Raw genomic sequence first — 18,615 nt, 5'->3', positions numbered from 1 at the left:
TGTTGAAATTATGGGACTTGGGATTGAAGAATTACTAGCCGATAAGCGAGAAGAGATTTTAGCGATCGCGCTAAAACACGGAGCTTACAACATCAGAGTTTTTGGCTCTGTTGCTCGTCATGAAGCAAATAGTAAGAGCGATATTGATTTCTTAGTAGATATGGGTGAAAAACATAGCTCCTGGTTTCCTGTTGGATTAATTCAAGATCTTGAAGATCTACTAGGGCGAGAAGTGGATGTTGCAACTGAGAAAATGCTGCATGAGCGGATTCGCGATCGTGTCTTGAAAGAGGCAATTTTCTTATGATTGACGATGGCTTAAATATGACTTGCATTGCAGAATGTGTTGCCCGAATTGAAGAATATACTACTGCTGGACAAGACGCATTTGCAGCATCAACTTTAATTCAAGATGCCGTCATTCGGAACTTTCAAGTAATTGGCGATGCAACTAAAAACCTTTCTCCAGAACTTAGACAATCTTATCCAGATGTTCCATGGCGAAGAATGGCTGGATTTCGAGATGTACTTGTTCATGACTATCTAAGAGTTGACCTGGCAATTGTTTGGGAAATTATCGAAATTGAATTACCTAGCCTCAAGCCGAAAATTCTAGAAATTCTGCAAACTTTGAATTCCATACCATCATGAAAATTGCGATCGCACAACTCAATCCGACGATCGGAGATCTCCAAGGTAACGCGGACAAAATTCTCAAAGCATCTCACCGCGCAGCATCTGAGGGTGTTCGTTTGTTACTCACTCCAGAACTTTCACTTTGCGGCTATCCACCTCGCGATTTACTGCTGCATCCAAGCTTTGTTGAAACAATGGCACAGCAGCTTTCTCAACTCGCATCGAATTTGCCTGAAGGTTTAGCAGTGCTAGTCGGAACAGTTGAACCGAATGCGGGAGCGGTTTCTACAGGTGGTAAACCTCTGTTTAACAGTGTCGCTCTGATTGAGAAAAGCAACATTCTCAAAGTCTTTCATAAGCGGTTACTACCCACTTACGATGTCTTTGATGAGGATCGTTACTTTGAACCGGGGAATGAGCCGAATCAGTTCGAGCTAGATGGCGTTCGGATTGGAGTCACGATCTGTGAGGATCTTTGGAATGATGAGGAATTTTGGGGGAAACGCACGTACAACTTGAACCCGATCGCAGATTTAGCTCAAGCAGGAGTCGATTTTACGATTAACCTTTCTGCGTCTCCTTACACCGTTGGAAAGCAAAAGCTTCGAGAAGCAATGTTGAAGCATGGAGCGGTAAGGTTCAATCAACCGTTGATCTATGCAAATCAGGTGGGTGGCAATGATGATCTGATTTTTGATGGGGCGAGTCTTGCGATCGACAGAAAAGGCGAACTGATTGCGCGAGCCGTTAGCTTTGAAGAAGATTGGGTTGTGCTTGAGTACGATTCAGAAAAGCAAGACTTCGAGAAAAGCTCGATCGCCTCTGCCCCAGAATGTAAAGAAGCCGAACTTTGGTCAGCATTGGTGCTAGGGGTGCGAGATTACGCCCGCAAATGTGGCTTTTCTAAGATTGTGTTGGGTTTGAGTGGTGGGATTGATTCCTCTTTGATTGCTGCGATCGCATCTGAAGCAGTGGGCAAAGATAACGTTCTCGGTATTTTAATGCCTTCGCCTTATAGTTCAGATCACTCGATTCAAGATGCTCTAGCACTCGCTGAGAATTTGGGAATTCAGACTCAAACATTTCCAATTGGAACCTTAATGGAATGTTTTGACCACACGCTCGATCCATTGTTTGCTGGAACGCCCTTTGGACTTGCAGAAGAGAACTTACAGTCTCGAATTCGCGGCACCTTGCTGATGGCAGTATCGAACAAATTCGGACATCTACTCGTTTCGACTGGGAATAAATCTGAGGTCGCTGTTGGTTACTGTACGTTGTATGGCGATATGAATGGGGGGCTTGCTGCGATCGCAGATGTTCCGAAAACTCAAGTCTACAAACTGTGCGAATGGTTAAATCGTTCTACTGAAATCATTCCGAACAATGTTCTGAGCAAGCCTCCGAGTGCAGAACTGAAGCCAGATCAAAAAGATCAAGACTCGTTGCCAGAGTATGACGTGCTGGACGATATTCTCGATCGCTATCTTCACCAGCATCAATCTTTAGCAGAAATCGTTGCAACCGGACATGACGCTGCGATCGTCGAACGAGTGGCGAAATTAGTTCGGATTGCGGAGTTCAAACGGAAGCAAGCACCGCCTGGATTGAAAGTTACCGATCGAGCTTTTGGAACCGGGTGGAGAATGCCGATCGCGAGTCGCTGGATTGCTCAAATTTCTCACAATTCGTAAAATGTGTAGTTGTGTGAAGCAAGACCGATGACGAGACGAACTTCTCCAGATGATTTACAAAATTGGGACGATGCTCAGGATATCGAGCATTTAGTGAACGATAAGCGATCTCATAAACGTGCCACACCTGCTAAAGGTCGTCGCCGCAATCGTCGCTATGAAAATCGCTTACTCAAATTGCAGATCGAGAACGTTGAGTTTGACGAAGATAGCTGAGTTCGTCGGGGGTTAATTCTCGCCATTCTCCGGGAGATAGACCTGTGAGGCGAAGCTTTCCGATCGCAACTCGAACCAGTCTCAAAGTTGGAAATCCCACAGATGCAGTCATGCGGCGAACTTGGCGATTTCGTCCCTCAGTTAACGTGATTTCGAGCCAAGCGGTCGGAATGTTTTTGCGAAAGCGAATCGGTGGATCGCGATCAGGTAAATCTGGCTGAGCCAGTCGATCGACGATCGCCGGACGAGTTAAATAATCCTTGATTTTTACGCCTTTTCGTAATTGAGCGATCGCTTCGTCTGTTGGAATGTTTTCAACTTGTACCCAATAGGTTTTGGAATGTTCAAATTTTGGATCGCTGAGTCGGTGCTGAAGCTGACCGTTATCCGTCAACAGCATCAAGCCTTCGCTGTCTTGATCGAGCCGACCGACCGCGTAAACATTCGGCACAGGAATGAAATCTTTTAGCGTCGATCGAGGATTCGGTGAGTCATCGGTAAACTGACTCAGCACATTGTAAGGTTTATAAAACAGCAAGTGAGGCATAACGATTGCCAAAGACTTGCTTGATTTTACGATCCTAGGAAGGGCAATGTGAGCCAGCGGCGTGATCGACCATTTGAAGTTGTTTCTGACAGTTGCAGCACAATTTTTAATTCATGCAGCGGCTTTGTTGTGCGCGCGATCGGCGTATTGAATAGCAGCGCGATCGTAATCACTAGAACTAATGTCCAAGCGGTCGGAAACTTAATCAGTGGGAAATGACGAACCATCGATATGTCTGAGAACAGCTTGTTCATTATGGCGGAATTCGTCCAAGATGACACAGTTGAACAATCGGTGGCATTACGGAATTTATTGCGAACTTAAATCTTTCGTCCCAAAATAATCACATCGCGATCGCACTGCCAGGATTGAGCAACTTCGGGCAAATATCCCCATTGGGCAAAGCCGAATTTTTTCAGCAATTCAACACTGGGCATATTTTCAGCAAAAGCAATGCCAAGCAAAGTTTTGATGCCGAGGCGTGGCGATTGTGCGATCGCATGTTTGAGCAAAGTCTGCCCAACGCCTTGTCGATGAAATTTCGGTGCAACATATAAGCTAATTTCAGCCGTCGATCGATACGCTTCTCGACCGTAATACATGCGAAACGCAAACCATCCTGCAATCTGATTGTCTCGCTCTAAAACCCATAAAGGATAGCGATCGGGAGAATGCGATCGAAACCAATCTAATCGACTTTCGACTGATACAGGTTCAACATCAGCCGTAATGGTTTTTGCCGCAACTGCGTGATTATAGATTTCAACAATGGCGGGTAAATCAGCTTCAACAGCATCTCGAATCATTGCGGCGTAACCTGCTGAGAAATCCATTGCAAATAAGGGTGTGATCCTTGAACAATCGGGAGGGCAATAATTTCAGGAACTTCGTAAGAATGAAGTTCACGGATTTTCGCTTCGAGTTCAGCAAAGAGATCGAGTTTTGACTTAATGACCAATTGCCATTCTTCTTCTTGATGAATTTCCTCTCGCCAAGTGTAGACGGACTGTACGGGTAGGAGTGTTACGCAGGCTGCTAATTTCGCAGCAACCAGCGATCGCGCTAGCATTTCCGCCTGAGCCTTTGAGCTTGCGGTTACTAAAATCATTCCGAACTCTGATTGTGTCATAAGCTTAAAAATGAACCCTAGCGCCTTTCAGTGTAATTGCCATGAGCAAAAAAATCCTGTTGACTTTAGTATGGATCGGTTTTGTGAGCTATGCGTTCACGCTTGCTCCTCCTCAGCAGCCTGACACGTTTGATTTAATTATCAATCTCTCAACCGGAAAGATCGCAGGGGTGAATCCTTTGATTGTGGCGCTCTTTAATATCATGGGCGTTCTGCCGATGGCGTATAGTTGCATCACATTCTTGGATGGTCGATCGCAAAAAATTCCGGCTTGGCTGTTTACGCTTGCATCATTTGGTACTGGTGCATTTGCGTTATTGCCGTATTTGATTTTCCGTCAGCCGAGTCCGACCTTTCAGGGACAGAAAAATTGGCTCCTCAAGATTTTAGATTCTCGAATCACAGGTAGCGCGATCGCACTCGGCGGAATTGGTTTATTTCTTTACGGAGTGGCGAATGGCGATTGGAGTAACTTTGTGCAACAGTGGCAGACCAGTCGATTTATTCATGTGATGAGTTTAGATTTCTGTCTGTTATGTGCGTTGTTTCCTATGCTGTTACAAGATGATATGAAACGGCGTGGGTTAACTGATTCAAACTTGTTCAAGATCCTGTCATTCGTTCCGTTCTTTGGAGCGTTGATTTATTTGGCATTGCGTCCACCCACGATCGAGCAATCGACTCCTGTTCCATCTGAGCAAGTTGTGGTATGAAGTTAGGCGATTCCGAAGTCCACATTTGGCAAGTGAACTTAGACGAGGTGCAACTTCATCTCTTATCTGCTGATGAACAAGTCAGAGCCGATCGATTTAAATTTGAGCAGCATCGCAAACGGTTTATTGCAGGGCGATCGTTTTTGCGATCGCTGCTTTCCCGCTATATTCAAACTGATCCAATGGCTTTGGAGTTTGAATATAGCTCACACGGAAAACCGACGCTCAAGCGATCTCGAATTCAATTCAATCTAGCGCATTCGCAGCATTTAGCTCTGTATGCAGTGACTTACGATCGACTGGTGGGAATTGATGTTGAAGCAATTCGACCGATGGATGATTTAGAGTCTCTGGTGCAGCGATTCTTTTTGCCTTCGGAGTACAAAGCAATTCGAGCTGATAATGCTTTATTTTTTCAGTACTGGACTTGCAAAGAAGCGTTTCTAAAAGCGATTGGAACCGGAATTTCAAAACTGAAAGAATTAGAGATTGAGAATGCACAATTAAAGACGATTCCAGTGGAAGCGAGATCGCGAAAATGGCATCTTCAGCAGCTATCGATTCAAGATGATTTTGCTGGAGCCATCGCAGTTGAGCAAAACTGTCCATCTCTCGAATTGAAGTCTTTTAAATCACTCACAGGTGAGATGCAGGAGCTTGATTAGTCAAGCAATACTCCAAAAAGTATGCTCTCCTCAAAAATATGACAATCGAGTTTAATCTCTTCGCGCCTCGCAACGAAGCAGTGGAGCTTATTGGTTCTTTTTCGGATTGGCAAGGCGTTCCGATGGAGAAAGATGAAACAGGCTTTTTCCGAGTTCAGCTTGAGCTAAAAGACGGCGATTATCAATATAAATTTCGCATTAAACATCAGGATAAATGGATTGAAACCAACGATCCGTACATGACAGAAATGGATCGTAAAACTCAAAATGGCATCGTTCATATTAAAGAAGGTCAACGCACCTTAGATACCTTTATTTGGCAAAATGACGACAGTTTTCTCCCCGATAATCGCGATCTAGTTCTCTACGAAATGCACATTGCTGATTTTTGTAGTGCCGATCCTTCTGATCCGACGAAATTCAAACAAGCCTTAGAAAAGCTCGATTATCTCAGCGAATTAGGCATTAATGCGATCGCGCTAATGCCGATTACTGAATATGCTGGCGATTACCGTTGGGGATATATGCCTCAACACTTTTTTGCCCTAGAAAGTAGCTATGGCAAACCCGCGGATTTCAAATCTTTTGTCGATGACTGTCATGCGCGTGGAATTCGTGTTTTCATCGACTGTATTTTCAATCACACGCATGAAGAAAGCCCATTATTGTTAATTGATCGAGATTATTGGTACTACCACGATCGACATTACCCTGAAGACGATGCGAACTACTGGGGGCCTGAACTCAGCTACGAAAACTACGACCCCGATCGCGACATCCGCCCAACTTGGAACTACGTCAATGCCATCGTGCAATTCTGGACTCATGAGTATCACATTGATGGCATCCGTTATGATGCCGTTCGCCAAATTGCTAACGATGAATTCTTTGGCTGGTTATTTGAGCAGGTTAAAGTTCCTAAGCCGTTCTTTCACATTGCAGAACACATTCCCGACTCTAGCGAAATCTGCAAACCGCAAGGCGTATTTGATGCCTGCTGGCATGAAAGCTTTCGCTACTTTCTCACAGATCTCCTGATTGGCAAAGACATCGACTTCAACGAATTCAAATCTGCGATCGCGGCTCAACCGCAAGGCTATGCAGGTGCGACTTCTGTGATTAATTATCTCGCAACCCACGATCGCGAACACATGATCGTCGAACTGCAAGACGCTGGCATTGATGATCTCGATCGCATCAAACTCGGCGCAATGATTCAATTCACTGCCCTTGGAATTCCTATGCTCTGGATGGGGGACGAATTCGGACAAGACACGTACAAAACCGAAACGACAACTGAACCTAACCCACTTGATTGGTCACTGCTTCAGAAAAATCAGCCTCTTTTTGACTTTTACAAACGCCTGATCGCACTGCGGCATGAAAAATCATCCTTACGCAGCGACAATCTTGAATTTTTCCATGAGAACGGCAAAGTTTTAGCCTATGTGCGTTGGAATGAGGCAGGAGAAAGAGTGGTCGTTGTTGCCAATTTCTCAGATCAAGATTTTGAGAATTATGCGATCGACCATTTTCCCGCTGATGGAACTTGGAAAGATTGGAGCGATGGGCAAGAGGTTGACCCTAGTGCGATCTATCTCCCCAGGTTTAGCGCCAAAATTTTGCTCCAATGATCCGGCTCTCGAATTGCTGTGATAATATTGTAAACTGCCGTATTCATCGCAATTCAGGACAACGTAATGGCACTGGTACAAGAGCGCAAACAAGAAATCATCACCCAATATCAAGTTCACGAAACCGACACCGGATCGGCTGATGTCCAAGTTGCCATCCTCACCGAGCGGATCAACAAACTCAGCCTTCACCTCCGCAGCAACAAAAAAGACCACGCATCCCGCACCGGACTTTTGAAAATGATCGGTCAGCGCAAGCGTCTGCTCGCCTACATCCAAAAAGGTGACGCTGCACACTACCGCGAACTCATTGCGCGCCTCGGCATCCGGGGTTAATCATCAATGGCTTCCGAATCCAATACCCCTGATCCCCAACCAGAGCGCCTACCTTTCGAGCCAGGACGCAAGAAAGCAGCGAAGCCTGCCAAACCTGCGCCCGAACCCGAAAAGAAAGCCAGCACGAAGTCGTCGGGCAAATCTGGCTTAATCGAGAAACGACCAACCTCGGTGAAGAAGCCAGCCGCTCGACCTGCTGCCCCAGCCCCAGCCCCCATCCCGGAAGTTGTGACTCAACGAATGGCGCGACGGATGGCGTTTTTTTGCGGCATTCCAACCACGCTGGGTATCGCTACATTTGTGGTCAGCTACTTCATCGTCACGCAAGGCATTTACAAACTGCCGAATGTTGCCGTGGTACTGGTGAGTATGCTCTTTTTTGGGTTAGGGGTGATTGGATTGTCCTACGGTGTGCTATCCGCCTCTTGGGATGAAGATCGAGTCGGCGGACTCGTTGGAGCGAGCGAATTTACAACGAATGTAGGTCGCTTAGCAGGAGCCTGGAAAGAAGCACGGGCGCGACAAAAGCAACCGCGCAGCGAGAATTAGGCAATCGATCAGGCTACGATGAAAAATGCACTGCTGATCAGGGCGGATTCTAGCTCAATCAGCACGCTACAGAATCAATACACTCAGCAGGATTTTTTAACATGATTGTGGTTATGAAGGTTGGCTCCCCAGAAGCCGAAATTGCTCGCCTCACTGAGGAATTCGTCAGTTGGGGACTCAGCCCGGAAAAGATCGTCGGTAAGCACAAAGTTGTGATCGGGCTAGTTGGCGAAACTGTCGCAATGGATCCGCTGCAAATTCAAGAAGCTAGCGCTTGGATTGAACAAGTTTTAAGAGTTGAGCAACCTTTCAAACGCGCAAGCCGCGAGTACCGCAATGGTGAAGCGAGTGAAGTTGCCATCCCGACTCCCAATGGTGTGGTTTATATCGGAGAGCATAACCCGATCGTCACAGTTGCAGGGCCTTGCTCGGTTGAGAATGAGGAAATGATCATCGAAACGGCACGGCGCGTCAAAGCGGCTGGTGCTCAATTCCTCCGAGGCGGTGCATTTAAGCCGAGAACGTCTCCTTATGCATTTCAAGGTCATGGCGAAAGCGCATTAGGATTATTAGCCGCTGCTCGTGAAGCAACCGGATTGGGGATCATCACCGAATTGATGGATGCTTCTGATCTCGAACCGTTGGCAGAAATTGCAGACGTGATTCAAATCGGCGCGCGCAACATGCAGAACTTCTCGCTGTTGAAGAAAGTCGGCGCACAAGATAAGCCGATTCTGCTTAAGCGGGGTATGGCCGCAACGATCGAAGATTGGCTGATGGCGGCAGAATATATTCTTGCTGCAGGAAATCCGAACGTAATCTTGTGTGAGCGTGGAATTCGTACCTTCGATCGCCAATACGCTCGTAACACGCTCGATCTCTCTGCGATTCCAGTGCTGAGAACATTGACTCACCTGCCGATCATGATTGATCCGAGTCATGGAACTGGACGTGCTGAATACGTTCCTTCAATGGCAATGGCATCGATCGCGGCTGGAACCGATTCGCTGATGATCGAAGTCCACCCGAATCCGAAGAAAGCGCTCTCTGATGGGCCGCAATCTCTGACTCCCGATGCGTTTGATCAGCTGATGCGCGATTTAGCGATCGTCGGTAAACCCCTCGGACGCTGGACAGAACAACGTCAACCTGTCGGTGTCTAATTTTAAAATTTGAAAGCAGTCCTCAGGTGTCAAAGACACCTGAGGATTTTTTATGCAAAGTTCAGTCTTGCTGAGAGAACCAAGTCTTTAAATCTTGAACTGTTGCGAAATCTAATAACGCTTCACCCAACTGCTCAAGCTGTTCAGAGGATAGAGTCGCAACCTGGCTCCGCATTGCTTCGTCAAGCTGTCCCACTTTCTTGGTCAGTTGTCGGAAAATCAGCGATCGTTCTCCTTCTTCCTTTGCTTCCCGAATCGCTCTTGGTTCCTCAGTCAAATCTAGTCCCAACATTGCTCTAATCTCCGTTTGGCTTAAACTGGAAAATTTGTACAGCATAATCGAGGTCACAACATCTATTATGTTCTGGCGCTCTTGATCAGGGAAGTCCGCTTGCTGTGTACGAGTCAGCAAATATCGCGCTTCATCTGCGGCTTGCTCTTCTTTGACGATCGTTAAGACTACAACAGCGATTGGAACCGGCAATGAACGAATCTCACCTAATTCATTTAAGTAAACTCGATGCACCTGTTCGCCATTGAGCAAAGACCGATGCGGATGAATATCATCTTGCTCGGCTGAGCGTGAAGGATAAATAATCACAGCCTGCCAGTCAGAAAAACGCGATCGATTGCGATAAAAATACAGCGAGGATTCGCTAAACAATCGCTCATAAAGCGTTTGATCTTTTTGGAACTGCACTTCAGAAAAGAAAACGATCCCAGGCTCAGATTCAGGTGGGAGGAAGACCCCATCAATTTCAAACTTTGGCTCTTTGACGGCAACAGAATCGAATTGATAGCTTGCTGCATTATGAGGACGATCGCCAATCAAATCAAACAGCAGTTGAGGAGAACGCTGGAACAGTTGATAAAAGATTGGATCGCGCCGCATACAGCAATCTGTAAATTTACTCGATCAACTGTACTGGTTTATTTAGCTTCCTGCAAGATTAACTCAAGACGAAAACCGCTCTAACCAGCGCCGGATTCTCACCTTTCCTGCGACATAAAACGGCAATTGATAATGCTCCGCCATCAGCCAAGCCACAAACGTAAAATGCAGCCCAAACGTCAACGCGATCCAGAACGTCGGAAACCAAGCTCCTGAATCCCCATCCAATGGAACAAAAATCTTCGAGGGCAACCAGATCAAACTCGGGGGCAAAACGACCAGCGCAATTCCGACCATCCAAATGATGATCGACAAGTCCAGATCTGTCTGATTGACCGTCTGCCATTTCCGCCCATTCCAGCGCCAGGTCATCGGTTGAGAACTGTCCTCCACATGTACCGTTTGCTCTTTGAGATTCGTTGTGAAAATATGGCGACAGAAATTACAGGCAAATGCATCCATCAAGGTCAACGCTTCGATCTGTCCATGCCGACAAATTGGGCAAGGAAAGGCTTCTTGTGTATTCAACGTTTTGCGATCGTGAACCCCATTCGTTTTTGGATGCTGCATGATCCAGCCTCAGAAAATCACTTTGTCTAGTCTAACGATTTTCATCTTAAGCATTGGGATTCCTCTAATTCCTTTAATCCTTGCTATCAGGAGATTCCATTTGCGGATTGAGCAATTCCACCTAGAATAGATGGATAAGTACATATACACAGCGCAGGGCTATCGATATGGCAGAGGGCGAATCTCAGGCACAAGCGCCTCTTTCAGAGCGCGAATTGCAGGTCATTGAATTGGTCGCTGCTGGCTTGACGAACCAAGACATTGCCGAAAAACTAGAAATCAGTAAGCGAACTGTCGATAACCACATCAGTAACATTCTCACGAAGACCGAAACGGAAAACCGGGTCGCCTTAGTGCGCTGGGCATTGCAGTGGGGCAAGGTTTGCCTAGATGATGTCAATTGTTGTCCCTTGCCCCCTTATAACGGAGCGGTATGAGTTATTCGGTTCAAAATCCCAAATTGCCGTTAGCAGTGTATCGTGAGGTCGCTGCTCATTTATCTCAGGTAGAGGGGGTTCAAACGGAACTCACTCCACAAACCTCGAAGCAGTTTGATTACACGCTGAGCCAAGTGGGAAGTTTAGAAATTCAATTCTCAGAAACCGCTCATTCCGAAGCGCGTGCCCAGGTTGAAAAAATCTTGGCGTATTATGGCGATCGCTTTGGGGCTTGGACAATCCTTGCTCAGGCTTAGCGCTGCTCATAAGGCAATCTATAACTTCGCGGCAATCAATTCCAAAGGGTGAAATGAAGATGGTTTCTTCTCCGGTACTCGAAGCAAAATCACTGACTCGTCGCTTTGGTGGATTAGTCGCAGTGAATGCGGTTTGTTTCTCAGTCAATCCCGGAGAAATTTTTGGGTTGATCGGGCCGAATGGAGCCGGGAAAACCACTTTGTTTAATCTCGTGACGGGGATGATTCCCCCTTCGAGCGGGCAAATGCTGTACAACGGAACGGAAATTTCTAAGCTCCGTCCGCATCAGATTGCCGCGAAAGGGATTGCTCGGACGTTTCAAAATATTCGATTGTTTAGCAACTTATCCGTTTTGGAAAATGTGATGATTGCTCGACATCTGCAAACAAGTAGTGGATTACTTCAAGGGGTGATCGGAGCCGCCGCTCAGGAAGAACAGACGACTCGGCAAGCGGCTTTAGAACTGTTGGAATTGGTAGGACTGAGCGATCGCGCGGAAGAGAAATCGCGCAATTTGCCCTATGGTGAACAACGCCGCTTAGAAATTGCCAGAGCTTTAGCGCTTCAGCCGCAGGTGTTATTGCTCGATGAGCCTGCTGCGGGGATGAATTTGAACGAGAAACATCAACTGAGTGAATTTATCCGTCAAATCCGCGATCGCTTCAACCTGACCATTTTATTGATCGAACATCACGTTCCCTTGGTTATGGGATTGTGCGATCGCATTGCCGTTTTGGATTTTGGACAACTGATTGCAATGGGCGATCCGGCTCAGGTTCGCAATGATCGAGCGGTCATTGAAGCTTATTTAGGCGGCGAATAGGCGACAATACAGTCACTTTGCTTTTCTAGCTGTCCTATGTCTCCTTTGCTCGAACTGATCAATCTCAGCGTCAATTATGGTGGTATTCAGGCATTACAAGCGATCGACATTCAGATCAATCCCGGTGAAGTCGTCACCCTAGTCGGAGCCAATGGCGCAGGTAAAAGCACGACGCTGCGAGCGATTTCTCGAATTGTGGGAGTCCGCAGCGGCAAAATTATTTATGCTGGACAAGACATCACGCAGCGTCGGGCGAGTGAAGTCGTCAAGTTAGGCATCGCTCATAGTCCAGAAGGCAGAAGAGTTTTAGCCCGACAAACGGTGCTGGATAATTTAGAACTCGGGGCTTATATTCGCTCAGATCGGTTTGGAATCAAAGCTGATATGGAGCGGCAGTTTCAACTCTTTCCTCGACTCGCAGAACGGCGCAATCAACTTGCCGGGACGCTCAGTGGGGGTGAGCAACAAATGTTGGCGATCGCGCGCGCGTTGATGAGCCGTCCTCAATTGTTGTTACTCGACGAACCCAGTTTAGGCTTAGCGCCGACGATCGTGCGCGAAATCTTTTCGACGCTTGCTCAGTTGAAAACGACGGGCGTAACCATTCTGCTTGTAGAACAGAATGCAAACTTAGCGTTACAAATTAGCGATCGCGCTTATGTCTTAGAAGCGGGATGTATTACGCTTTCTGGAAACGCTTCAGCATTATTGGGTGACGATCGTGTAAAACAAGCTTACTTAGGGTAATCAAAACGTGGTAAATCAACTCTAAGGACGAATTTTGTCTGCAATTCAAAATTACACGTGTGCTATGAAATCTATTGTTTCCCGTCGTTCGATCGTATTGTTTGCCCTCACGATCGCAGTTTCGGCTTGTAGTTCTGGAGGATCGAATTCTGGTGGGGGAGCGATTTCTGGAGCGATCCCGATCGGAGTAGGGATTGCGCAGACGAGCAATGTTGCCTTACTTGGACAAGAACAAGTGGCAGGCGTGAAGATTGCAGAAAAATATTTCAATGACAACGGTGGTGTGAATGGTACGCCGATCAAAATCGTTCTGCAAGATACAGCAGGGGATGAACAAGGGGCGATCAATGCGTTTCAGACGTTGATTAATCGCGATCGCGTCGTCGGAATTGTCGGGCCGACTTTATCGCAACAGGCGTTTGCTGCAAGTCCGATCGCGAATAATGCGAAAGTGCCAGTTCTCGGCCCCTCAAATACTGCCAAGGGAATTCCACAAATTGGCGATTTTGTGGCGCGAGTGTCTGCCCCAGTGGCGGTCGTTGCGCCTAACTCTGTGCAAGCCGCGCTGAAGCAAAATCCCAATATCAAACGAGTCGCAGTCTTCTTTGCTCAGAATGATGCATTTAGTAAGTCAGAAACAGAGATCTTTCAGCAAACCGTGAAAGATAAAGGCTTAGAACTCGTAACGGTGCAGAAGTTTCAAACCACGGATACAGATTTTCAGACGCAAGCCACGGCTGGAATTAATGCTAAACCAGATTTGGTGATTATTTCGGGACTCGCAGCAGATGGTGGGAACTTAGTTAAACAGTTACGACAACTCGGCTACAAAGGACTGATCATTGGCGGAAACGGATTGAATACATCGAATGTGTTTCCGGTTTGTCAGGCGCTGTGTGATGGCATTCTGATTGCTCAAGCTTATAGTCCTGAACATCCAGGTGCAGTGAATAAAGCGTTTCGCTCAGCCTATCAAGCTCAGTTTAAGAAAGAACCACCCCAATTTTCGGCGCAAGCATTTACAGCCGTGCAGGTTTTTGTAGAAGCGTTGAAGCAAGTGGATACGAAAAAATCGTTAAATGAGGTTCGCACTCAACTCAATCAAACGCTGTTGAAAGGAAACTATGACACGCCGATCGGACAAATTTCGTTTAGTCCTGAAGGCGAAATTTTTCAGCAAGCGTTCTATGTGGCTCAAGTGAAAATGTCACCCGATGGCAAGACTGGACGATTTGAGTTTCTCAAGTAATCGGCAAACGGCTCTTAATTCACCTTCTAAACCTTAAACTCGTGTCTTTCACTATCCTGCTGCAAAATCTGTTGAATGGTTTGTCGATCGGGAGCGTGTATGCGATCTTCGCGTTAGGCTACACGCTCGTTTTTTCGATTCTGGGCATTATCAATTTTGCTCACGGCGCGATTTTTACCCTCGGAGCCTATTTTACTTATGCGCTGATGGGGCAAGCTTTTGGTACGAATGGATTGCTGGCTTTAGCAGCCTTGCCGATTCAGTTGCCGTTTGTGCTGGCAATGATTTTAGGCGGGATTTTGACGGGCTTTGTCAGTTTAGCGATCGAAAGAATTGCTTTCCGTCCCCTACGACGCAGAGGAGCCGACCCCTTACTGACGGTGGTTTCAAGTTTAGGGGTCGCTGTTGTGATTGTGAATGTGATTCAGTACCTTGTTGGTGCTGAGATCTATACATTTCCAGCGGAAACGTATGGCAGCTTGCCTGATGCGGTGAACTTTGGGACAGATCAAGCCCCGATTCCAATTCGGAGTGTTCAAATTGTGATTTTTGGGGTTTCAGGTTTCATCCTGGCAGTGTTGGTTTATCTGATCAATGCTACTAAATTCGGTAAAGCGATGAAAGCCGTTGCAGAGGATGCGACGACTGCAAGTTTACTGGGAATTGATAGCGATCGCTTTATCGTTGGCACATTTTTTCTCAGCGGTTTTCTGGGTGGAATTGCTGGCACATTAGTGGCATCGAGCGTGGGAATTGCAGGGCCTTATTTTGGGATTAGTTTTGGCTTGAAAGGACTCGCCGTGATTGTTTTAGGCGGTTTAGGCAGTATTTCTGGAACGGTTTTAGGTGGCTTGCTGATTGGTTTGATTGAAGCCTTTGTTCCGGGTGAATATTCGGCTTACAAAGATGCGGTTGCTTTTAGCATTTTGTTTCTGATGCTGCTCATCCGTCCTCAAGGCTTACTTGGTCGCAAATTGATTCAAAAAGTATGATTGATTTTATTTTGACTTATGATTTTCTCATTGTCTCAATGGTATTGGGTGCAATGTTGGGCTTATCGTTGTATCTTCCATTAATGGCAGGTCAACTTTCATTAGCAAGCCCTGGATTTTATGCCTTAGGTGGATACATTGCAGCGATTGGCTCAACTCGAATTTTTCCGACTTCGGGTAGCTTATTTCCAATTCCGCTGTTGCTCTTAGAAATGGTAGTTGCCGCGATCGCTTGTGGTATTTTGGGCGTTTTGATTGGTATTCCTGCACTGAGATTGCGGGGAATTTATTTGGCAATTGCAACGATCGCGTTTGTCGAAATTCTCCGCGTGCTATCGCTGAATTTAGACATCACGGGTGGAGCAGTGGGAATTTTTGGCATTCCTCAACCGTTTGCATCTCGGATTGAGTATCTTTGGATTGCTTTACCGTTACTGTTGCTTAGTGCTGCATTTGTCTATCGGCTCGAAAATATTCGAGTTGGGCGAGCATTTACAGCGATTCGAGAAGATGAGCTAGCAGCAGATGCAGTGGGCATTAATCCCACCTACTACAAAGTTTTAGCCTTTACTTTAGGTGCAATTTTGGCGGGAGTGGTCGGAGTCGTCTATGCTCACTTCCTCAATACCTGGAATGCTCGCCAGGGCACGTTTGATGCCAGTATTATCTATCTGACATTTGTGCTCATTGGTGGATCGCGATCGTTTCTCGGTGCGATTTTGGGTGGAATGGTGTTTACTGCATTGCCAGAAGTTTTAAGAGCGATCGCGGATCTGCCCAATTTACCGATCGCATTGGCACAGCTTTTGCGGGATGGGCGATTAATTATCTTTGGGTTGCTAATCGTGATTGGCAGTATCTTTTTTCCGCAAGGTTGGGTGACACCAGAGCTTTTGAATCGGGTGAAACTGAAGCGCCGTTAACAACATTTACCAAAGTTAACTAAAAAGTTATGTTTTGAGAGGGTCTGAATCGCAAGTGCTAGAACAGAACTATCTTTTCTCAGGACAAAGATATGGGAAGCTTCATCACCCTAGTTTTAGCACTACTGATTTTGTCAGCGAATGGACTCAAGCTCGATCGTGAATATCAGCGAGGTGTGATTTTCCGCTTAGGACGAACGAAAGCAACGAAGGGGCCAGGTTTGTATTGGATTATCCCCTTTATTGATCAAAAAGTTCAGATTGATATCCGGACTAAAACTGTAAACATCGAACCCCAAGAAACGGTGACTGCGGATAGTGTCACGATTCGCGTCAATGCAGTTCTGTACTATCGCATTATTGATCCAGCAAAAGCCATTAACCGCGTTGAGAACTACGAAATCGCCGTCTATCAAGTTGCCCTGACGACTCTTCGCAATGTCGTGGGTCAGAATATTTTGGATGACGTGTTGCAAAATCGCGACCAAATCAATACTCGCGTTCAAGAAATCGTCGATGAAATCACAGAACCGTGGGGAATTGTGATCGAGCGCGTTGAGATGAAAGATGTAGAAATCCCTGCTAGTATGCAGCGGGCAATGGCGAAAGAAGCGGAAGCAATCCGTGAAAAGCGTGCTCGGATTATCAAAGCAGCGGCGGAACAAGAAGCCTCAGCAAAACTCGCGGAAGCATCTCAATTGATTAGCGCGAATCCGGCAGCGTTAGAGTTGCGACGGATGCAAATGCTGACTGAGATTGGAGCGGAGAATAATACGACAACGGTTGTGATGATGCCGTCAGATTTCATTAATGCTGCAAGACGCTTGGCAGAATCCCCTCAGCCTAGCTTTGCGAATGGGCAGGCTCAACCGTTTAATCCAGAGGTGCTGTTTGTGCCGAAGCAGGAGGAGAAGGAGTAGGGCGATCGCTGAAATGTGTTCTACAGGCGATCGATGAGTTACTCTCCGCTAATCTCTACTAGCTTTTCGCCAGATTTCAATAACTCTAATGCATCAGGCAAAGTCGAGCTTAGAATTTCCTGCAAACGGGCATTTGATGTATTGCCACAAGTTAACCAAATAATTTGTGGCGGTGCTTCCAAACGTTCAACGAGATCCACGAAATCGCTATCTTTAGTCATGAATATAACGCCTTGAGCTTTTGCAGCCTCAAAGATTTCGGGATCTTCGGCATCTCTCAAGCCGATATCCCGTAAAGCGATCGCGGTAATTCCAAATCTGCCTGTAATCCAAGTTGCGATCACAGGCGACAAATGGGCATCGATCCAAATCGTTGTCACGCGACTAAAACAGGGTGGTTGACTTTACGTGAAGCGTAGGCAAGTGCTGCTCTTAAATCATCTCTTTCCAGATCAGGCAGTTCTTCCAAAATTTGTTCAGCACTTAACCCTGCTGCAAATAAATCCAAAACATCGGACACTCGAATTCTCATGCCACGAATACAGGGGCGACCCCCACACTGCTTAGGATTCACGGTGATTCGTTTAAGTAAGTCTGACATTGGATACAGCCTCTATAAAATTAAGTTTTTATCGAGAAGTGCGTTCGTTGAATTCTGCGTGGTGTTGACGACGAGTGCCTACCGTAACTTTACCCTCCTTGTCCAAATTTCAGGAGCATTTCATCATTTCTGCGATCGCATTCTGAAAGAATCGTCGATCGAGAAACGAAACCCGATAAAGTTAGAGAATCGCTTTACTTGAAAAATATCGTGACCTCTGGCTGGACACATTCCTTATTTGGACAATTGACGATCGCAACGCTCTGGCTGTTGATTGTGGGTTTGTGTGCCACGATCGTCAATCACTTCAATCCCGATCGTAATGAACTCGTTCGCAAAGTGATTCACATTGGTACAGGCAATATCATTTTGATTGCTTGGTGGTTAAATATTCCGATGTGGATAATCATCGCTGCCTCAATTTTCTTTAGCATTCTCACCCTTTTGTCTTACTATTTTCCAATCCTGCCGAATATCAACAGCATCGGACGGAAAAGCTTTGGAACTTTTTTCTACGCGGTCAGTATTGGGGTGCTAGCGGCTTGGTTTTGGACGGTAGGAAAGCCGGAATTCGCAGCGATCGGCATTCTGGTTATGACTTGGGGAGATGGATTTGCGGCTCTGATTGGACAGCGCTTTGGCAAGCATTCTTACCGACTTTGGGACATGAAAAAAAGTTGGGAAGGATCATCCGCAATGGCAGCCATTAGTTTTTCAGTCTGCGCCTTGATTCTGCTTTCGACGATCGGGAATGTTTGGCAAATTTGGCTCGTTTCGCTGCTGGTTGGCTTGTGTGCTGCTGGATTAGAAGCATTTTCAAAATTTGGGATTGATAATTTGACGGTGCCAATTATGTCTGCTGCGATCGCATTTTTTCTAACGCAAAATCTGTTGTAGCGAGAAGATCGGTTAAAGTGGGTT

General features: G+C 46.4%; 27 protein-coding genes. 19 read left to right on the top strand and 8 right to left on the bottom strand.

Annotation, left to right across the window (positions count from 1 at the left end; genetic code table 11):
• The first annotated feature begins 10 nt into the window (after nucleotides 1-10).
• The 4 genes from OU814_RS14285 to OU814_RS14270 are packed head-to-tail and all read left to right on the top strand — an operon-like array spanning nucleotide 11 to nucleotide 2,546.
• Nucleotides 11-307 (top strand): nucleotidyltransferase family protein, encoded by a 297-nt coding sequence (locus OU814_RS14285; protein ID WP_268183754.1) that lies wholly within the window; start codon nucleotides 11-13, stop codon nucleotides 305-307.
• Nucleotides 304-651 carry a HepT-like ribonuclease domain-containing protein gene (locus OU814_RS14280; protein WP_268183752.1) on the top strand — a complete coding sequence of 116 codons (348 nt, stop codon included), beginning with the start codon at nucleotides 304-306 and terminating at the stop codon, nucleotides 649-651. The genes OU814_RS14285 and OU814_RS14280 overlap by 4 nt, the downstream gene beginning before the upstream one ends.
• Complete coding sequence (locus tag OU814_RS14275) at nucleotides 648-2,330, top strand: NAD+ synthase (RefSeq protein ID WP_268183749.1); 1,683 nt, start codon at nucleotides 648-650, stop codon at nucleotides 2,328-2,330. The genes OU814_RS14280 and OU814_RS14275 overlap by 4 nt, the downstream gene beginning before the upstream one ends.
• Before the next feature lie 27 nt (nucleotides 2,331-2,357).
• The gene (locus tag OU814_RS14270) at nucleotides 2,358-2,546 is read left to right on the top strand and encodes a hypothetical protein (RefSeq protein ID WP_268183747.1); all 189 of its coding nucleotides are present in this window, start codon (nucleotides 2,358-2,360) and stop codon (nucleotides 2,544-2,546) included.
• Here OU814_RS14270 and OU814_RS14265 read toward each other — a convergent pair.
• From OU814_RS14265 to cutA, 4 genes are all read right to left on the bottom strand, one after another.
• Nucleotides 2,503-3,093 carry a pseudouridine synthase gene (locus OU814_RS14265; RefSeq protein WP_190649160.1) on the bottom strand — a complete coding sequence of 197 codons (591 nt, stop codon included), beginning with the start codon at nucleotides 3,091-3,093 and terminating at the stop codon, nucleotides 2,503-2,505. The two genes, OU814_RS14270 and OU814_RS14265, sit on opposite strands and share 44 nt — an antisense overlap.
• 26 nt (nucleotides 3,094-3,119) lie before the next feature.
• A complete protein-coding gene (locus OU814_RS14260; protein WP_017286639.1) occupies nucleotides 3,120-3,320 on the bottom strand; it encodes a hypothetical protein in 201 nt (66 codons plus the stop codon).
• 93 nt (nucleotides 3,321-3,413) lie between these two features.
• On the bottom strand, nucleotides 3,414-3,926 hold the full coding sequence (locus OU814_RS14255; protein ID WP_268183742.1) for a GNAT family N-acetyltransferase: 513 nt from the start codon (nucleotides 3,924-3,926) through the stop codon (nucleotides 3,414-3,416).
• Nucleotides 3,896-4,201, bottom strand: coding sequence for a divalent-cation tolerance protein CutA (gene cutA, locus OU814_RS14250; RefSeq protein WP_268183740.1), 306 nt, complete (start codon nucleotides 4,199-4,201; stop codon nucleotides 3,896-3,898). Before cutA ends, OU814_RS14255 begins: the two co-directional genes overlap by 31 nt.
• Nucleotides 4,202-4,263: 62 nt before the next feature.
• On the opposite strand from cutA, the gene OU814_RS14245 reads away from it, so the two are divergent.
• From OU814_RS14245 to aroF, 6 genes are all read left to right on the top strand, one after another.
• Nucleotides 4,264-4,935 carry a DUF2834 domain-containing protein gene (locus OU814_RS14245; protein ID WP_268183738.1) on the top strand — a complete coding sequence of 224 codons (672 nt, stop codon included), beginning with the start codon at nucleotides 4,264-4,266 and terminating at the stop codon, nucleotides 4,933-4,935.
• Entirely contained in the window at nucleotides 4,932-5,600 is a 669-nt protein-coding gene (locus tag OU814_RS14240; protein WP_268183734.1) for a 4'-phosphopantetheinyl transferase family protein, read from the top strand. Before OU814_RS14245 ends, OU814_RS14240 begins: the two co-directional genes overlap by 4 nt.
• Before the next feature lie 38 nt (nucleotides 5,601-5,638).
• Entirely contained in the window at nucleotides 5,639-7,234 is a 1,596-nt protein-coding gene (locus OU814_RS14235; RefSeq protein WP_268183732.1) for an alpha-amylase family glycosyl hydrolase, read from the top strand.
• A 66-nt stretch (nucleotides 7,235-7,300) separates the two neighbouring features.
• On the top strand, nucleotides 7,301-7,570 hold the full coding sequence (rpsO, locus tag OU814_RS14230; RefSeq protein ID WP_017286633.1) for a 30S ribosomal protein S15: 270 nt from the start codon (nucleotides 7,301-7,303) through the stop codon (nucleotides 7,568-7,570).
• 6 nt (nucleotides 7,571-7,576) lie between these two features.
• On the top strand, nucleotides 7,577-8,119 hold the full coding sequence (locus OU814_RS14225) for a PAM68 family protein (protein WP_017286632.1): 543 nt from the start codon (nucleotides 7,577-7,579) through the stop codon (nucleotides 8,117-8,119).
• 101 nt (nucleotides 8,120-8,220) lie between these two features.
• On the top strand, nucleotides 8,221-9,282 hold the full coding sequence (gene aroF / locus OU814_RS14220) for a 3-deoxy-7-phosphoheptulonate synthase (protein WP_268183729.1): 1,062 nt from the start codon (nucleotides 8,221-8,223) through the stop codon (nucleotides 9,280-9,282).
• A 61-nt stretch (nucleotides 9,283-9,343) separates the two neighbouring features.
• On the opposite strand, the gene OU814_RS14215 is transcribed toward aroF, so the two are convergent.
• Together OU814_RS14215 and OU814_RS14210 are read right to left on the bottom strand one after the other, a co-directional pair.
• Nucleotides 9,344-10,174: an Rpn family recombination-promoting nuclease/putative transposase gene (locus OU814_RS14215; protein WP_268183727.1), complete on the bottom strand. Its 831-nt coding sequence runs from the start codon at nucleotides 10,172-10,174 to the stop codon at nucleotides 9,344-9,346.
• A 63-nt stretch (nucleotides 10,175-10,237) separates the two neighbouring features.
• Nucleotides 10,238-10,744: a hypothetical protein gene (locus tag OU814_RS14210; protein WP_268183725.1), complete on the bottom strand. Its 507-nt coding sequence runs from the start codon at nucleotides 10,742-10,744 to the stop codon at nucleotides 10,238-10,240.
• Between the two features lie 167 nt (nucleotides 10,745-10,911).
• Between OU814_RS14210 and OU814_RS14205 the strand changes: the two genes are divergently transcribed.
• The 8 genes from OU814_RS14205 (at nucleotide 10,912) to OU814_RS14170 (ending at nucleotide 17,093) form a co-directional block, all read left to right on the top strand.
• Nucleotides 10,912-11,181: a helix-turn-helix domain-containing protein gene (locus OU814_RS14205; protein ID WP_017286628.1), complete on the top strand. Its 270-nt coding sequence runs from the start codon at nucleotides 10,912-10,914 to the stop codon at nucleotides 11,179-11,181.
• Entirely contained in the window at nucleotides 11,178-11,438 is a 261-nt protein-coding gene (locus OU814_RS14200; RefSeq protein WP_017286627.1) for a hypothetical protein, read from the top strand. Before OU814_RS14205 ends, OU814_RS14200 begins: the two co-directional genes overlap by 4 nt.
• Nucleotides 11,439-11,497: 59 nt before the next feature.
• Nucleotides 11,498-12,262, top strand: coding sequence for an ABC transporter ATP-binding protein (locus OU814_RS14195; RefSeq protein WP_017286626.1), 765 nt, complete (start codon nucleotides 11,498-11,500; stop codon nucleotides 12,260-12,262).
• Nucleotides 12,263-12,298: 36 nt separating this feature from the next.
• Nucleotides 12,299-13,009, top strand: a complete 711-nt coding sequence (locus OU814_RS14190) for an ABC transporter ATP-binding protein (protein WP_268183722.1) — start codon at nucleotides 12,299-12,301, stop codon at nucleotides 13,007-13,009.
• Nucleotides 13,010-13,073: 64 nt separating this feature from the next.
• Complete coding sequence (locus OU814_RS14185; RefSeq protein WP_268183720.1) at nucleotides 13,074-14,258, top strand: ABC transporter substrate-binding protein; 1,185 nt, start codon at nucleotides 13,074-13,076, stop codon at nucleotides 14,256-14,258.
• A 41-nt stretch (nucleotides 14,259-14,299) separates the two neighbouring features.
• Complete coding sequence (locus tag OU814_RS14180; protein ID WP_017286623.1) at nucleotides 14,300-15,250, top strand: branched-chain amino acid ABC transporter permease; 951 nt, start codon at nucleotides 14,300-14,302, stop codon at nucleotides 15,248-15,250.
• Complete coding sequence (locus tag OU814_RS14175; RefSeq protein WP_268183717.1) at nucleotides 15,247-16,173, top strand: branched-chain amino acid ABC transporter permease; 927 nt, start codon at nucleotides 15,247-15,249, stop codon at nucleotides 16,171-16,173. The genes OU814_RS14180 and OU814_RS14175 overlap by 4 nt, the downstream gene beginning before the upstream one ends.
• Before the next feature lie 92 nt (nucleotides 16,174-16,265).
• Nucleotides 16,266-17,093 carry a slipin family protein gene (locus OU814_RS14170; protein WP_268183716.1) on the top strand — a complete coding sequence of 276 codons (828 nt, stop codon included), beginning with the start codon at nucleotides 16,266-16,268 and terminating at the stop codon, nucleotides 17,091-17,093.
• A gap of 38 nt (nucleotides 17,094-17,131) precedes the next feature.
• Here the strand turns inward: OU814_RS14170 and OU814_RS14165 are convergent, their stop codons facing one another.
• The gene (locus tag OU814_RS14165; RefSeq protein WP_017286620.1) at nucleotides 17,132-17,473 is read right to left on the bottom strand and encodes a DUF5615 family PIN-like protein; all 342 of its coding nucleotides are present in this window, start codon (nucleotides 17,471-17,473) and stop codon (nucleotides 17,132-17,134) included.
• Nucleotides 17,470-17,694: a DUF433 domain-containing protein gene (locus tag OU814_RS14160; protein WP_017286619.1), complete on the bottom strand. Its 225-nt coding sequence runs from the start codon at nucleotides 17,692-17,694 to the stop codon at nucleotides 17,470-17,472. Before OU814_RS14160 ends, OU814_RS14165 begins: the two co-directional genes overlap by 4 nt.
• A gap of 198 nt (nucleotides 17,695-17,892) precedes the next feature.
• Between OU814_RS14160 and OU814_RS14155 the strand changes: the two genes are divergently transcribed.
• Nucleotides 17,893-18,591 (top strand): diacylglycerol/polyprenol kinase family protein, encoded by a 699-nt coding sequence (locus OU814_RS14155; RefSeq protein ID WP_199323727.1) that lies wholly within the window; start codon nucleotides 17,893-17,895, stop codon nucleotides 18,589-18,591.
• Nucleotides 18,592-18,615: the final 24 nt, after the last annotated feature.

This window comes from Leptolyngbya sp. GGD (assembly GCF_026735145.1).
GTDB classification, from domain to species: domain Bacteria; phylum Cyanobacteriota; class Cyanobacteriia; order Leptolyngbyales; family Leptolyngbyaceae; genus Leptolyngbya; species Leptolyngbya boryana.
This window is presented reverse-complemented; position numbering and strand designations above follow the sequence as displayed.